The 15,611-nt window shown below is 47.6% G+C and carries 14 protein-coding genes; 8 read left to right on the top strand and 6 right to left on the bottom strand.

Annotation, left to right across the window (positions count from 1 at the left end; all coding sequences use genetic code 11):
• Positions 1–134: 134 nt before the first annotated feature.
• The 5 genes from OXN25_09410 to OXN25_09430 form a co-directional block, all read right to left on the bottom strand.
• The gene (locus OXN25_09410) at positions 135–614 is read right to left on the bottom strand and encodes a (2Fe-2S)-binding protein (protein ID MDE0425073.1); all 480 of its coding nucleotides are present in this window, start codon (positions 612–614) and stop codon (positions 135–137) included.
• A gap of 93 nt (positions 615–707) precedes the next feature.
• Complete coding sequence (locus OXN25_09415) at positions 708–1,556, bottom strand: xanthine dehydrogenase family protein subunit M (protein ID MDE0425074.1); 849 nt, start codon at positions 1,554–1,556, stop codon at positions 708–710.
• A gap of 134 nt (positions 1,557–1,690) precedes the next feature.
• Entirely contained in the window at positions 1,691–2,935 is a 1,245-nt protein-coding gene (locus tag OXN25_09420; GenBank protein MDE0425075.1) for a Gfo/Idh/MocA family oxidoreductase, read from the bottom strand.
• A gap of 86 nt (positions 2,936–3,021) precedes the next feature.
• Positions 3,022–3,687, bottom strand: a complete 666-nt coding sequence (locus OXN25_09425; GenBank protein ID MDE0425076.1) for an aldolase/citrate lyase family protein — start codon at positions 3,685–3,687, stop codon at positions 3,022–3,024.
• Positions 3,688–3,855: 168 nt separating this feature from the next.
• Positions 3,856–4,926, bottom strand: a complete 1,071-nt coding sequence (locus tag OXN25_09430; protein ID MDE0425077.1) for a sigma-54 dependent transcriptional regulator — start codon at positions 4,924–4,926, stop codon at positions 3,856–3,858.
• Between the two features lie 358 nt (positions 4,927–5,284).
• Here OXN25_09430 and OXN25_09435 point away from each other — a divergent pair, with 358 nt between their 5' ends.
• The 6 genes from OXN25_09435 to OXN25_09460 all read left to right on the top strand — a co-directional run bounded on the left by OXN25_09435 (position 5,285) and on the right by OXN25_09460 (position 10,607).
• On the top strand, positions 5,285–5,932 hold the full coding sequence (locus OXN25_09435) for a hypothetical protein (GenBank protein MDE0425078.1): 648 nt from the start codon (positions 5,285–5,287) through the stop codon (positions 5,930–5,932).
• Positions 5,933–5,945: 13 nt separating this feature from the next.
• Positions 5,946–6,686, top strand: coding sequence for a hypothetical protein (locus OXN25_09440; GenBank protein ID MDE0425079.1), 741 nt, complete (start codon positions 5,946–5,948; stop codon positions 6,684–6,686).
• A gap of 415 nt (positions 6,687–7,101) precedes the next feature.
• Positions 7,102–7,707: a hypothetical protein gene (locus tag OXN25_09445; protein MDE0425080.1), complete on the top strand. Its 606-nt coding sequence runs from the start codon at positions 7,102–7,104 to the stop codon at positions 7,705–7,707.
• A gap of 121 nt (positions 7,708–7,828) precedes the next feature.
• Positions 7,829–8,587 carry an SDR family NAD(P)-dependent oxidoreductase gene (locus OXN25_09450; GenBank protein MDE0425081.1) on the top strand — a complete coding sequence of 253 codons (759 nt, stop codon included), beginning with the start codon at positions 7,829–7,831 and terminating at the stop codon, positions 8,585–8,587.
• A 548-nt stretch (positions 8,588–9,135) separates the two neighbouring features.
• Positions 9,136–9,744 (top strand): hypothetical protein, encoded by a 609-nt coding sequence (locus tag OXN25_09455; protein MDE0425082.1) that lies wholly within the window; start codon positions 9,136–9,138, stop codon positions 9,742–9,744.
• A 101-nt stretch (positions 9,745–9,845) separates the two neighbouring features.
• Positions 9,846–10,607 (top strand): SDR family NAD(P)-dependent oxidoreductase, encoded by a 762-nt coding sequence (locus OXN25_09460; protein MDE0425083.1) that lies wholly within the window; start codon positions 9,846–9,848, stop codon positions 10,605–10,607.
• 194 nt (positions 10,608–10,801) lie between these two features.
• Here OXN25_09460 and OXN25_09465 read toward each other — a convergent pair whose 3' ends face one another.
• Positions 10,802–11,830, bottom strand: coding sequence for a DUF3179 domain-containing protein (locus OXN25_09465; protein MDE0425084.1), 1,029 nt, complete (start codon positions 11,828–11,830; stop codon positions 10,802–10,804).
• 252 nt (positions 11,831–12,082) lie between these two features.
• On the opposite strand from OXN25_09465, the gene OXN25_09470 reads away from it, so the two are divergent.
• Together OXN25_09470 and sppA are read left to right on the top strand one after the other, a co-directional pair.
• Positions 12,083–12,898, top strand: a complete 816-nt coding sequence (locus OXN25_09470; protein ID MDE0425085.1) for a phytanoyl-CoA dioxygenase family protein — start codon at positions 12,083–12,085, stop codon at positions 12,896–12,898.
• A 231-nt stretch (positions 12,899–13,129) separates the two neighbouring features.
• Positions 13,130–15,580: a signal peptide peptidase SppA gene (sppA, locus tag OXN25_09475; protein ID MDE0425086.1), complete on the top strand. Its 2,451-nt coding sequence runs from the start codon at positions 13,130–13,132 to the stop codon at positions 15,578–15,580.
• Positions 15,581–15,611 lie beyond the last annotated feature (31 nt).

A 15,611-nucleotide genomic window follows, 5' to 3' on the forward strand; every position in this document is an offset into this window, starting at 1 on the left:
CGTTATTATGGTAGATCTTAGAATTAATTGGACACTCTGCACCGGTGCGGTTAGAAACCGCACCTACCGGGCCCGGGGCGAAAGTGTGTATTTATTTTTAGGATCCCCCATAGTTGTTGGCTGTTAGTTGTTGGTTAAGCGGTCGTGCGGACCTCTTCTGCGGCTTTCAAGACCGCTTCAAGAATTTTTGTGTATCCCGTGCAGCGACAGATATTCCCGCCGAGGGCGTGCCTGAATTCCTCTTCGCTGCGGTCTGGATTTTCATCAATAAGTGCCTTCGATGCCATAATAAAACCGGGTGTGCAGAAGCCACATTGATACCCACCGGTGTTAATAAACGCCTGTTGAACGGGATGGAGTTCACCATCACTGGCTAATCCCTCAATAGTGGTAATCTCTTTTCCAGAAGCAGTGACAGCGAGCACCATACAAGATGTAACAGCCTTGCCATCAACAATAACGGTGCAGGCACCGCAGTCTCCAGTGCTGCATCCCTCTTTCGTTCCTGTCAAGCCGACGGTATCGCGAAGTACCGCCAGCAAGGTTTTACGCGGCTCAATGAGTAAATCGTGTTCGTCACCGTTAACCTTCAGGTTGACATGGTGTTTTGCCATATTTGGTCTCCTTTATGCAAATTCATGATTCCTTAGTCCAAAGCGAGGCGGAATTACTTGTGCCTCAGTGATTTTTCAAACAAATTTTGGGACTTATCCCCTTGCGACAGCCTCTTGTAGCGTGCGCCGTGTGAGTACATCAACCATCTCTCTGCGATGTTCCGCGGAGCAGCGTAAATCCGATATCGGGCTGGCTGCAGCAGCTGCGGCTTCACCGGCTTGTGTCAGCAGTTCTGCCGTAGGTTCATTTCCCGCCAACAGATTCTCTGCTTCAGTTGCGCGAATTGGCGTAGGTGCCACGGCTGCGAGTCCAATTCGAGCACTTGTAATGACCCCATTATCAAGGTTGACAGAAGCAGCAACACCGATAAACGCCAGGTCCATCACTTCCCGAATTTTATGTTTGATATAGTGGGAACCCGATGTCGGACTCGGTAGCCGAAAGCGGGTGATGATTTCGCCGGGTGCCAAGACAGTCTGTCCGGGTCCTGTGAAGAGTTCATTGATCGGCACAGTCCGATTGCCATTTTCACCCGCAATGTCAACCTGTGCGTCAGCAACGAGTAAGCCAGCAACAGTGTCTGCTGCGGGAGAGGCGTGTGCGATGTTTCCACCGATCGTTGCGAGGTTTCGGATTTGGATAGAGCCGATTTCTGCGGCACCTTCTGCCAGCGCGGTGTGGTGTTGTTGAATATCTGGGGACAACTCAACCTCTCGCACTTTTGCCATCGCGCCGACGCTAATGCTGCCGTCGGCTTCAGCACTGATGCCAGCCAATCCGGGAATTTTCTGCAGGCTAATCACGGATTGTGGTGCTTCGGTGAGTGCCTTCATCCCGATAATAATATCCGTCCCGCCTGCAAGGAGTTGTGCATGTTCCTGTGTAAACAGACGCGATGCTTCGGCGAGGGTGGTAGGTTCATGAAACTCAAAATTTTTCAAATTCAATCCTCCATTTCATGTCTGTTCAGGGTAACATTTTCACTTGTATTTTATTTTAATCGTGAAACCTGACGACATATTAAAGCATATCTGATGAGAGAGAATCTGTCAACCTTAAATTGACTAAAATTGGGTTATGGAATCGGCCAACCGGGTGTCGGTTCAGTGCGGAGTGCTTCTATTTCATAAAGCTCCTCGACAGTGATTTCGCGACCGAGTTTTGCGGATAAGAGCGAGCCGCTCATAATCTCTGTAACATTCAAGCCGATATCGCCATTGCTGACAGGTTGGGCATCGCTGTTACAGGCATCAAGGAAATCACGGAACTTATCGGGGAAGGATCTCTCTGGCAGTTCTAATGATGTTTCAACGAGATTCCCTTGGTAACGTCGGCGATTGCCCTGATCATCGGTATCCCATTTCCCCTTCTCAAGAAAGAGTTTATTGTTGCTAAACGAACCTTTAGATCCGAAGATGAAAATGCCTTGTGGATGCTCTGCCAGATTACCTGCCCAACCGTGTTCAAAAGTAAAAGACATACCGTTAGTGAATCGTACAAAGACAGAGGCGTGTTCCTCGACATCGTTAATCTCTTCGCCTGTATATTCAGGAAGCATCCCGCGATAGGCGATACCACTGATAGTGGCGGGTTGTGGAGAACCGAGCAGATAAAGAGAACGGTTAATGTCGTAGACCCCGGTGTCGTATATCGTCCCTCCGCCGCTGAAAGCAGAATTAAGGAACCACCTACCGAAACCGAACATATCTATATTCGGTCTGCCGCGAACCCGGAAACTTGTAAGTCTGCCGTAGTAGACATCCCCAATTTTTCCAGAGGTGACGGCGTCGCGAATAGCATAACTTGTTGGATCAAGGCATGTGCCGCCGCTCTGGTATGCGAGTTTAACGCCAGCGGCATCACAGGCATCCCGCATATTGCGTGCCTCTGTTGCCGTACGCGCCATCGGCTTTTCACAGAAAACGTGCAGTCCTGCTTTCGCAGCCGTGGCTGTTGCAGCCTCGTGGACAAACGGCGGTAATGCAAGGCTGACGGCATCTAAATCACATTGCTTTATCATCTCGTTGTAGTCGTTAAAGATTTTAACACCGTTGTCGGCATATTCCGATAAAAGCGCAGCATCTGCGTTCAACTGCTCGCGCGCTTCTGCGGTTTCCGCCTTTTCTGCCTCGGCGGTTGCGGATTCTGCGCCTGATGTTGCAACGGAGAGAAAATCTGCCGCTCTCCGTTTCACATTGGCCTCCACTGTATCGCAGACGGCAACGAGTTCGGCGTGCTGTGGATGTGCGAGGTACCCGTTGATATGTGAGCCGGCTATCATACCGCACCCGATAAGTCCAATTCTAATCCGTTTTGACATTCTGACGCTCCTTATTAGCGAGGGACGACTGAGATTTGTACAATCGGAGTTGGAAACCCCTCCTACAGAGAATTGACCGTCCAGTCTTACAACCGTCCTGATGGCGTATGCCCCGCGCCAACCTTGACGTGCGTATCTGCTAACTGGGTTTGTACGTGGGCGATGCACTCTTGAAGGTTCTGGAAAGGTGAACTGGGATACGACTCTATACTGAAATTAAGGTCATTTTCGCCAAAGGTTACCATATCTACGCCGGGCTTGGCGAACTTGCTGACGTTAATCACGGCATCCACAGACTCAATTTGTAAGATTAGGATACCGGTGTTGTTCCACCACTCGGCGTATTCAAGGCGGTCCATGCCCTGTTTTATGCCGTAAGCACTGCTGGGCCCCCAACTCCGTTTTCCCGTCTGGGCATAGTAGAAGAAATCAATTGCTTCGTCCACCGTCTCTACCGTTTCCACTTGTGGCACGACAATGGCAAGGGGACCGAGATCTAAAAGATTGCCTATGAGATAGGTGTGGCGGGTATGCTTGATGCGCAGTTGGACACCGACATCAAATTCGCTCGCCATGGCACAATATTCGACGAGTTTGTCTTCATTTGCGGGTCCATGTTGATGGTCAACACTGACTAAATCGTAGTTGCCTTGACTGAGAACGGCTGCCATCTCGTCTCGGGTGCAACCGAAAGGGACACCAGAGGCGATGTTAATGGCTTCTTTACTATGAATACGTTGCTTTAAAGACACTGAGGGATGACCTCCTTAAGGTTCGATCAGGTTCTGATGTCTATTATAGGTGTTTGCAGGTTTTCGTCAAGCGATTTTTGAGATCGCGAAGAGGTTCGAGAAATACCGTCATAGGAGTATAGCGGAACAAACTGACGCTCTACTTATAGGACTTATGAGCCCCTTTGCCTATAATTTCGGTTCCGCTGCGTAACCGTTTAATTTGTTATACAAAGAACTCAAACTGATCCCCAAAACCTTGGCCGTTTGCGTCCGATTTCCATCCAAGTAAGCTAAAGTTCGCAAAATGAATGCCTTCTCCGCGTCCTTCCACTTTGTGCCGAGGGGGATACTGATTATACCTGCCCTTTTAGAGCCAGACCTCTCCCCATTTGAACACAGCCTATGTCCAGCGGATACCTGAATCTCCCTGGGTAGGTGTTCCGGCAAGATAACCTCCCCCTCAACGAAAACGCAGGCATGAAAAATGGCATTTTCCAATTCGCGGACATTCCCAGGCCAGGGATAGGTGTAGAGGAAATCCAGGGTCCTTGATGCTATTGTAAGTGGGGTGTTCCCTCGATACTGACAGTGTTTTTGGACGAAGTGCACTGCCAACAAGCGAATGTCTCCCCGCCGTTCTCTCAATGGCGGCAGCGATAACGAAACGACCCGCAATCGATAATAGAGGTCTTCGCGCAAGGTGCCATCTTTAACCGCTTGCTGAAGATCGCGGTTGGTGGCTGCGACAACTCGAAAATCCACTGGAATAGGCTTCGTCCGGCCAATACGTTCAATTTTCCGTTCCTGAAGTGCTCGTAACAGCTTCGGTTGAAGAGACAGAGGCATCTCCCCGATTTCATCAAGAAACAACGTGCTTCGGTGAGCCTTTTCAAACCTACCGATTTTTTGCTTCGTGGCACCGGTAAATGCCCCCTCTTCATGCCCAAAGAGTTCACTCTCCAATAGGTTTTCCGGTATTGCTGGGCAATTGACGACCACTATCTCCTCTGCTGAACGCGGACTGTTTCGGTGTAAGGCGTATGCTACCAACTCTTTTCCTGTGCCGGTCTCTCCTTGGATAAGCACTGTCGCATTCGCCCTTGCAACACTCTCTATTTTTTCAAGGACCTCAATAATCTCTGGGCTTTTGCCGAGGATGTTCGTATAATCCCCGTGTAATGTAGAACGCGTTGGGCTGCTTTCCATCTCAGTTGTTCCGCTATCACGCTTTGCTGAATCTTTCCCTATCATAGGCATCCTACCTACCTCCGTCATACTTCTTGATCATCCATAGTGTATCGAGGTACTCACAAGACTGCACCATGGTTTCCTGTTAGAAGACCGTGTATCCCGATAAAAAATAAACAAGGCATTTCGAAAGTTTCGTGCTCTCTATACTAACACATTTTTAGAACGTGTCAAGCGCAATATTGCGGACGTAAAGCTTCGCGAAGCAGTTGAGTGGGATATATTCCAAAATTTGTAGGGTAAGAAAATAGCCGGATGCCGTGACCGTATAGGTTTCTCAAATTGGCACGATAATTGCTATATGTTATGTTATACAGACGCAATTGGTATGAAACTTTTCGGTTAACTTTCCACAAGGAGTTTTCTAATGTTCAAACGAAAATGGCACTGGACTTGTTCTGCAGTTATCGTTGTATGTATCGGCAGCATTGCCTTCTTTCTACAGTCAAAAACTGAAATCCAAGAACCGATAAAAGTCTATAAGGCAGTAATACCAGACCCGAAACAGAGTCTGCCAAAACCAAACATGGAGGAAACAACCATGGCCACGCCGCCCATCTATGCCCACGGCCACGAGCATCTCCATGAGACTGCACCATACTTTCAAGCACAGAAAACGACAATCAACGGGAGTGAGTATGACTGGCAAGACGATGGTGTATTTGATAGTTCATCACCCAAAGTGGATCCTTGGGAACAGACCCTGCCGGAGCACGGAACTATCGAAACTGATGATGATACCTATCCGCACCGAGACTGGTACAAAACGAAAGATCCTGAGTTGCGCGCTGAATATCTTTATGCTCAGCTCATCAAACAATTCGGAGATACTCCCGAGGTTCAAGCCATTGGTGAGTATGAACTAAAGGCAGCGCAAGGTATACCTCCAACACTTGAAGAATATACCGTCTATCTTGAAGCACACTATCATCTTTTCCCGAATAAACAGAACCAACAGACGCTAAACAACTTACGAAAAGCAATCGCATCCGGACACAAAATTATCTTTGAATAATAGGAGATATGAAATGAAAGTTTACCATACTTTATTTGTAAGCCTCCTCTGTTTATCTTTTTTTCTCCTCTTTTTCGGATGTGCAGAGACGGACAACCCAATGGCAAACGAAACTGAAACATACGCATCCCTGTTTCCGCTGGAGGAAAACATATCACCTTCTGACTATCCTGACGGGTGGGTGAAATTGACAGACAAAGATATCGAAAAACTTCTGAACCTGGAGATTCTTCCGAACTGGCACAATATGGACATCTCTCAAGAGTGGCAACAAAAATATAACCACGCCACCCTCTTCAAACAGTTCGGAGACATCCCTGAAGTTCGCTACATTATAGAGTTTCAACGGAACCCGGGTTTTGAGATATCGCATCAGTTGTACGTTGCTTACTTTGAAGCACACTACCGTCTCTTCCCAAATGAAAACAATCGGCGTGCCCTTGAAGAAGCCTGGAATATCCCAAATCAGCCAGGTCCAGAGACTGTGGACGAGGGTAAACTCAGGGAGGAAGATCCCGAGTTATACATCAAAATCCAAAAAGAACGGTTCATCAAAAATCACGGCGATATTCCACAAGTGCATATTTATATTGACTTTTTGCGAAAAGTCTTGCTCCGAATCCGCATCACAGATGCTGAACGCCTTGCTGCCCTCGAAGCATATTTCTTTCTTTTCCCGACTGAAGAAAACCGTATCAAACTCGAAGAATTCCGAAAGGCACTGGGTGATGAAGATGTCGATAATGAAGAATAAAACTTTCTATTTTATCACGGAATGTGAGTACTATACTCATCATAGGATCCAAAGGCGAGTTGCCTAATTGGATATCTGGCAGTTGCCAGAATTTTAAGGCACACGAAGGGAAACTGCATATCAAGTGGATGTGCAAGCCACGTTTCTCTTCTCATCCCTACGAAGGAGAACAAAATGTTAAAAAAATGTTTTACGGGCTTTAGCCTTCTGGTATTTGTCTTTACAGCCGCTGTGCCTTTATTGTTTCCGACAAACCAAGTTATAGCCGATGCCAACTACTAGTATTCTCAACCTTATACGGCTTACTATTACTGTCCGGATGGCACGCTTCTCTATACAACTACTGGGACAACCACCAATTCAACATCGGTCGACCATCCTCCTGATACTGAGAAAACTATTGAGGTGTGTGGGTATGACTGGCCATACGGATACCCGGGCCCCAAGGTATGGGTATGCGAAGATGTTACAATATATGAGCATACATCTCATGGCACAACGTATGTCTACAATTCAAATGAGGTTACATACACTCGCAGTGCCAGTGAGGAAGCGTGCCGTTAGACAGATGTGTCTAAGGTTAAACATATCCTCAAGGCTGATAGACGTTAAAAAAGAAGGGATATGGTCACACCGCATCCCTTCTTTCAATTTCGTAGAAGAATTTCGATTTTTGGAGGAACTGAGAACAAAAGATCCTGGAGTTTGGGTAGAACGGATGCACGCTGCACTCATCAAGCGGCATGGAAACATCCCGGAAGTTGGTTCTATCATCAATTTTTTGCGAAAATTAGAACACCACCTACCCAGAACAGACAAGGAATGTCGTTCTTATCTTAAGGTGTACGGTACTCTCTACGATCATACGACGACTGCCTCAACTTATGAATTCTATGCTATGCTTGAAGCAAGAGATCAGCTCAGACAGTTTGTAGGAAATACACCGGAAAGACTCAAAAAATACCGAGACGCAAGAGCAAAAGGGATTTCATTCAATGACATAGACTGGGACCATAGCTAAGGCCTGTTATCTGTTTTAATCAAAATTCCTTTCCCTAATGTTGAACGAAATTCTTGAAAGTTTTGCGGAATTCTGCTAATCTGCCCTCTTAATACAACTATAAAGACTGCAGAGGTGAAGCGTGCGAAAGGATCAGGTATGTATCATTACAGGGGGCGGCAGCGGTATTGGTCGCGGTGCTGCCCTCATGATGGCAGAAGAAGGCGCGACAGTTGTTATCATCGGTAGAACGGCATCGAAATTAGAATCCGTTAAGGCTGAAGTCACGGCAGCCGGAGGGACTGCAGTCAGCTACGTACTCGAGGTAGCGGATTACGACGCTGTTGAACAGATGGTTGCAGATGTGCTTGATAAATTCGGACGCATTGATGTGCTTGTGAACAACGCCGGACACAGTTCCCATCACCGACGGATTCTGAACACATCCCCTGAAGAGATGCGCTCGGTTATTGATTCAAATCTGATTGGCACGTTTTTCTGCACGAAAGCAGTCGTACCCGCGATGTTGGCGGCGAAATCGGGAACGATCATCAATATATCGTCGCTTGCGGCGGTTACGCCGGGTCCGTTTAGCGGCTTCGCTTACGGTGCTGCGAAGGCGGGTGTCATCAATTTCACAGAATTTCTCAATGCGGATTTACGGAACACGGGTATCCGCGCGAGCGTGGTGGTCCCTGGCGAAGTCGCAACACCGATTCTGGATAATCGTCCAATTCCACCGGATGCCGATGCGCGCGCGACGATGGTAGATGTTGACGAAACCTCAGCGGCGATTCTGCTAATTGCGACGCTGCCGCAGCGGAGCAACATCCCGGAATTAGTCATTCGTCCAACAATGCATCGCAATATGACAGGCGAGATTGTTGAATTAGATGGCTGATTTTTATGTGCTTGGTGCGTCGAACTAACGATAGATAGAAGGTCAAGGCATCGCGAGCACAGCTCGCTCCTACAGGAAGTTATGATCGCGAGCACAGCGAACGCACGTGGGCATACCCGATACATATAGACGGTGATGTAACCGGCCACGTTGTCAAGGAGGATATAACCTACGAGGACCACGAGAGCCAAGGGAGTCACCAACATACAACTGATACTCACAATATCAAAGCGGGAACCTGGAATTGTCCTGCAGGTTCCCCTCTCAGTGTTATTTTTGCGGGCCCGGATAGGAGGCACCTTCAATGAAAACAGTCGCTTTCATGGTAACTTTTTTAGTCGTTATAGGCGTGGCTTGGGTGTTATTCCTAGTAGTCTGTCACATCTAAACTGACAGGTCGTTCGTAGTAGGGCAATTCATTGCCCGTTTCTGACGTGCGATAAATCGCACTACTACGAACTGGGGTTTCCCATCATTTGAAAGTTGACAGAACACTAGAGTATGGTAACAGACGCTTTGTAGAAAATCTCCGCAAACCATCACATAATGTGTCTTCTCATAGGGAGAAAGACCTCATACCTGATGATTCTAAAAAAGAGGATTTTTCAGAAATCGATTCGTCAGAAGAGATGGTTTCACTCCCAGAGGCTGAACATCTCACCACACCAAACGAAAGTTCCAATTCAGAAAAGATGTACCTACGGGAAATATCCGAGTCTATAGACATTGAGAATGGAGACTCAGATGAAGACACTTCTGAAATGCTGGACATCGTGTCGGTAGATCTACGTCCACCGCCTGGGATGTCATTGGCTGCGTGGATGGATAGTTTGTCCCCGGACGAAAAACAAGTCGTTTACTCACAGAAACCGTGGCTTGAGCCGATTGAAGAGATGACCTTGCAAGAGGTTGAAGCGGAAGTCGAGCGTCGGAAACAACGACTCATTGAGAAGTTTGGCAATACGCCAGAGGTACAAATCATCAATAAGTACACGACAGTTTCTCATTTGCTCGGAGAATCTTATACACTCACCGGAGATGAGATTGTAGAGCATGCAAGAGCTATGAGCGTCCTATGGCCTACAGAAGAAAATATAGCCTCTTATAGGAGGTTTAAATCTTGGCAAGAAAATGGGTGGCATGTAGACAAGTACTAATTACGTTTTTGTCAAAGGCCGCTCAATGAAACGCTTGAAAGTTTTGCGGAATTCTGGTAATCTGTATCTTTAAACACATATAGAAATCGCAGAGGTGAAGCATGCGTTTAAAGGATCAGGTATGTATCATTACAGGGGGCGGCAGCGGTATTGGTCGCGGTGCTGCCCTCATGATGGCAGAAGAAGGCGCGACAGTTGTTATCATCGGTAGAACGGCATCGAAATTAGAATCCGTTAAGGCTGAAGTCACGGCAGCCGGAGGGACTGCAGTCAGCTACGTACTCGAGGTAGCGGATTACGACGCTGTTGAACAGATGGTTGCAGATGTGCTTGATAAATTCGGACGCATTGATGTGCTTGTGAACAACGCCGGACACAGTTCCCATCACCGACGGATTCTGAACACATCCCCTGAAGAGATGCGCTCGGTTATTGATTCAAATCTGATTGGCACGTTTTTCTGCACGAAAGCAGTCGTACCCGCGATGTTGGCGGCGAAATCGGGAACGATCATCAATATATCGTCGCTTGCGGCGGTTACGCCGGGTCCGTTTAGCGGCTTCGCTTACGGTGCTGCGAAGGCGGGTGTCATCAATTTCACAGAATTTCTCAATGCGGATTTACGGAACACGGGTATCCGCGCGAGCGTGGTGGTCCCTGGCGAAGTCGCAACACCGATTCTGGATAATCGTCCAATTCCACCGGATGCCGATGCGCGCGCGACGATGGTAGATGTTGACGAAACCTCAGCAGCAATTCTACTGATCGCAACGCTACCGCAACGGAGCAACATCCCGGAATTAGTCATTCGTCCAACGATGCATCGTAACATGACAGGCGAGATTGTTGAATTAGATGACTAATTTTTATGTGCTTGGTGCGTCGAACTAACGATAGATAGAAAGTCAAGGCATCGTGAGCACAGATCGCTTCTACAGGAAGTTATGATCGTGAGCACAGCTCGCTCCTACAGGAAGTTATGATCGCGAGCACAGATCGCTTCTACAGGAAGTTATGGTCGCGAGCACAGATCGCTTCTACAGGAAGAGGGGTCGGACTAACGATAGATAGAGGTCTCAGGATAGTACCGTGCCCATGCGAACCAGTAAATATTGATAGCAGGTAGACGCTCCAGCCGTGTTCCTTTTTCTTTTCCAGAGGTCGCCTCACCTGTAATGAGATTCCAGCGTGTGCCGGTATTATCTTGTACAAAATGCTTGTCTGGTGCGCTAAAGGTGCGTACATCTCCCGCCACGTTCCGCGTAAAGACGGCTGTCGCAAATGACCTCTTGTCGTGAAAGATCAACAGTGGGACTTCGCCAAGTGTGTCGTTAATTACGGCATTTTTTGCGAAGTGAGTTAAGGGGTAAGCGCGGAACTGGGTGGTGCCATCTTTGGCTGGCACTTGAACCCCAATCACGAGGGATTTATTGGGTAACCTATCATCGGTGTATTCCATTCCACTCACACCTGCGCGCTCGCTGGCGTGATAGTCGGCGTAGACATCTTGATTTATACTCTCACGCATCACGCCTCTGGTAGGTACAGACAGGACATGGGTTTCTGGATAGTTCATCTGCCATGTTTTCCATGCAATCTGCGGTGTGGAGACCAGTGGTTTCAACTGCTTGCCCTTTAGGGGTCCCTTTATCGCTTCCCCAGTAATATGCGACCAGAGGGTACGGGTCTGATGGTCGTACATCAACAGGGCATCCCGCCATAATTTGCCGCTGACACCGAAGGTATAGGTCTCACCGTCAAGTTCCCGGCTATACACGATAGCCGTTTTGCAGAGCGGTCACCATGTAGTGGCAATCTTCTGTCCACCGACAACGTCATTGACGATCTCGTGTCCATTGAGTAGATAGAGTGAATACGCCCGGCTTTCGCCATTGAAGGTTACACCGATAACAAGGGTGTCGGGATCAAGTTTCGCCTCGTTGGCAGGCACAAACTGCGGGTCTGTAATAGCCGGAATAGCATCAAAAGGTAATAGCGTTCGGATTGCGTCATCGGCATAATCTGCAGTAACCGCGCAGGAGATAACGAAAAGTAGCAGTGAGAGCGTGAGGATGTAATTTTTCATGATTAAAATCCTATGAAAAGATTAGTGTTTTTTGAGTGTGCGAATCTGTTATTTATACAAATTGTAGCACAGACAAAACCGTTTTACCAATCTTTTAGGGGCATTTAGTGATTGCCTTGACAAATTATGTTGACCATGTTAATATAAATCCAACAAATCTCTAATAGAAAGCCGCAAAAACTGCTGAATGGATCTACTTCCTGCTATATAACAGGTAGTTGGACTTTGGGTTTCAGTACTGAGGGCACTCCCATGAAACTAACAGAACACCAAGTGAACTTTTTCAACACCTTCGGCTACTTGGCAATACCGAACCTGTTTTCTTCGAGCGAGATGGAATGGGTTATCGAAGAATTCGAGATGACGATTCAGGAATTCGGTGGTGGCAAAGACCATGATGGGACACACCGCACAATGTTCGGAGGTCCGATTGAGCATCGTCCTCGGCTTTGCACCTTGCTTGATGATGAACGTATCAAGGGACTGGTTGGTGGTGTCATCGGTGAGGACTTCAACTATGCTGGCGGGGATGGAAACTATTACGCTGGAGACACCGGTTGGCATCCCGACGGCAACTGGGGACAACTCTTCGCTTGTAAGGTAGCGTTTTACCTCGATTCATTGACGAAAGACACGGGATGTCTGCGCGTTATTCCGGGGAGCCAAAATCCATCTCACTTTGTCAGAGCCGAGAAAATCGATCCGAATCAATCAGAAGCACTGTACGGCATTCCACCGCGCGACTTTCCAACAAACATCGCACTGGAAAATACACCCGGCGATGTGGTAATTTTTAATCATGACACTTATCACGCAGCGTTTGGCGGTGGGACCCGGCGGCGGATGTTCACAATGAATTGCACGCGACATTGCACAACCGAACCAGATTTAGAGACCCTACATCAGTATCTAAGCGTCCACTCAGCAGGTGGGTATCAAATTGACACAGGCGCCGGCATGTTCTTCCCAACGCTGGTTGACACTGCTGACGCAATACGCCGAACCCATTTGCAACAATGTTCTGATATCCATGACGAATTGTTTCCTCAATACGCTCGGCGTTCTTAGGGTCCAGTAGATTCCACAATTACTGATCCATTGCGAACCAGCACCTACTAAAATGAAGTATTTTATGTCCACAGTTCACTGAAAAACCCACGTATTTTGATAATTTAAAGCTATAATAGTATTTTTGTTGCAATCTTCGTTATTTTGTAGTATTTTAAGTATATATTATTTGTCTATCATACGAACTATATTGCGTGTTGCAGCTCATAAATTCCTACTGAAACTCATCTTATGGCTCCGCCTCTACTATTTAACCATTGCTTACAGTATGTTGGTAAAACCATTGTCTCGGCAGCACTGATTTACGGGATGAGTACACTTTCTGCTGCTGCTGCGTCACCAAAGGCGGGGACACACTTACCCTCCAGCTCCATCGCCGTTAGCGATGATGCCTTAGCCACATTTTTTAATCCGTCTGGGTTGGGTACAGGCCGGGGCTTAAACCTGTACTATCTCCGCACATATCAGAGCAATTGGGCAGGCGATGACGCTTTTTTCCTCGCTGTCCCCAATGGGGGATTTGGGATCGAATTCGCGACCGCTGACGCTGACACGCCCTTTACACGCTATACGCTCTCCAGCGGACGACACCTGGGGCATTCGCTCTACGCCGGAACAAGCTACAGCTGGATAAATTCAGACGATAAAACCTATGATACATTCCGCTCCCTTTCTCTTGGACTCATGTACCGACGGCGATACTTCTCAATCGGTGCGATGGCGCGGGATCTTAACCAGCCCAAATTACTCGGTGAGAAACTTGGACGCACCTACGATTTGGGATTAGCGATCCGTCCAGGAACCTGGCGAACCACTCTTTCACTTGATATGCAGAAAACACAAGGCATTGAAGGCGTTGACCTCCGCTATGCTTTAGAGGTACGCCCGATTCGCGAGCTGCTGCTTCGCGGCACACTAAACAGCGATCTGAGTTTTGATGTCCGTTTTGGTATTAATATCGGGAATTGGGGATTAGGGACAGGAAACACTTTCGACAAAAATCGAGAATCACAAACCGGTGTCGGTTATTTTCACTTTTCCAACACTCCTACAACGAAGCAGCTCCCTCGCCGCCGCATGTTTCTTGACTTGCAGATGCACTCCCTGAAAGATGTCTTGTCCATAGCAAAATCGGATGAAGATGTTGCTGGCATTCTCGTTCGTATCAATGGAGATGACTACGGCATGGCACAACTTCAGGAAATGGCAGATGCCATCTTGAATTTCAGGGAATCCGGCCGCGTTGTCCTCTGCTACATCACCACTAAATGCTCCACTGGAGATTATATTGTCGCATCTGTCTGTGATGGTATCTTAATACATCCGTTCGCCGAAGTACGGTTGATTGGGCTGCGCGCAGAACGTTCCTTTTATAAAGGAACCTTGGACATGCTCGGTATCAGAGCGAATCTCGAACATATTGGGAAATATAAATCTGCCGCCGAAGCCTTCACAAGAAAAGAGATGTCCGAAGCACAACGCGAAATCCAGAACATCATTCTGGACGATCTCTATGAACAGCTCGTAGATGCGATTGCAAAGGGACGTGGATGGACTCCCGAAGATGTCAAAAAACGCATTGACGAGGGACCCTACACAGCACTGCAAGCTTTCCGTATCGAACTTGTTGACCGGATCTCCACTGAAGGGCACCTGAAAAATGCTGTAACCGAACTCACCGATAAACACACAGACTTGGTATCCCTTAATGAATACGCAAAAAGCAGGTTGTATACGCAGGATTGGCGGGTCCCACAGCCGAAAATTGCAATTATTGAAGCGAAAGGATTGATGGTAACAGGTGATAGTTTCACTGATCTGCTTACGGGGACACAAGTCATGGGTGCGGATACGATCGTGCGAGCGATTCGGGAAGCAAAAGATGACGATGCTATAAAGGCAGTCGTCTTGCGGATTGATAGCGGGGGCGGACTTGTTGTCGCTGCTGATATTATATGGCAAGCCTTGGTTCCACTTACCAAGATCAAACCGGTGGTGGTGTCAATGGGAGATGTGGCAGCATCAGGAGGCTACTATATTGCTGCACCGGCAAATGTTATCGTCGCTGAACCCGGAACAATTACGGGTTCGATCGGTGTGATTGGCGGTAAGTATAGCTTGAAAGGACTCTACGAAAAACTGGGAATCCAAAAGGAAATTCTTAAACGGGGCGAACATGCTGATTTTTACTCAGATTATAGCGATTACCCGCCCTCAGCACAGGAAATCATTCGGAAACAGATTAAGGAAGTCTATAACGAATTCATTACAAAGGTAGCTGCTGGACGCAGCGAGTTAACAACACCCGAGGTAGATAAACTCGGACGTGGACGTATCTGGTCAGGCAGACAGGCAAAAGAAAACGGATTGGTAGATGAACTCGGCGGTTTAAACCTTGCACTCGCCATCGCGCAAGAATATGCGGGATTGCAAGAAAAAACGGTTGAGATCATTCGTTTCCCTAAACAGACATGGTCCTCCCAACTTGTCAATAATCTTCGATTCTCATCTGCCCCGCTATATCAGGCTGCACCTGAAGGTATCGGTGGTGAGCGTAAGATTATAGAACTACCACTTATCGCGCGATATGGAGGTTTCAGCGACACTTTGAAACTTATAAATATCCTTAGGCAACACAGACTTTTTCTTCTCATGCCCTACCACATAGCCATGGGTCAATAGAACCAGACTGTCTTAGAAGTCTCTGATTGAA

It is taken from the genome of Candidatus Poribacteria bacterium, assembly GCA_028820845.1.
Taxonomy (GTDB): Bacteria; Poribacteria; WGA-4E; order WGA-4E; family WGA-3G; genus WGA-3G.

Excerpts from the sequence above, each read along its gene's own strand:
- OXN25_09410 (MDE0425073.1), bottom strand. The coding sequence starts at position 614 with ATGGCAAAACACCATGTCAACCTGAAGGTTAACGGTGACGAACACGAT.
- OXN25_09420 (MDE0425075.1), bottom strand. The coding sequence starts at position 2,935 with ATGTCAAAACGGATTAGAATTGGACTTATCGGGTGCGGTATGATAGCC.
- OXN25_09430 (MDE0425077.1), bottom strand. The coding sequence starts at position 4,926 with ATGCCTATGATAGGGAAAGATTCAGCAAAGCGTGATAGCGGAACAACT.
- OXN25_09435 (MDE0425078.1), top strand. The coding sequence starts at position 5,285 with ATGTTCAAACGAAAATGGCACTGGACTTGTTCTGCAGTTATCGTTGTA.
- OXN25_09440 (MDE0425079.1), top strand. The coding sequence starts at position 5,946 with ATGAAAGTTTACCATACTTTATTTGTAAGCCTCCTCTGTTTATCTTTT.
- OXN25_09445 (MDE0425080.1), top strand. The coding sequence starts at position 7,102 with ATGACTGGCCATACGGATACCCGGGCCCCAAGGTATGGGTATGCGAAG.
- OXN25_09460 (MDE0425083.1), top strand. The coding sequence starts at position 9,846 with ATGCGTTTAAAGGATCAGGTATGTATCATTACAGGGGGCGGCAGCGGT.
- OXN25_09470 (MDE0425085.1), top strand. The coding sequence starts at position 12,083 with ATGAAACTAACAGAACACCAAGTGAACTTTTTCAACACCTTCGGCTAC.
- sppA (MDE0425086.1), top strand. The coding sequence starts at position 13,130 with ATGGCTCCGCCTCTACTATTTAACCATTGCTTACAGTATGTTGGTAAA.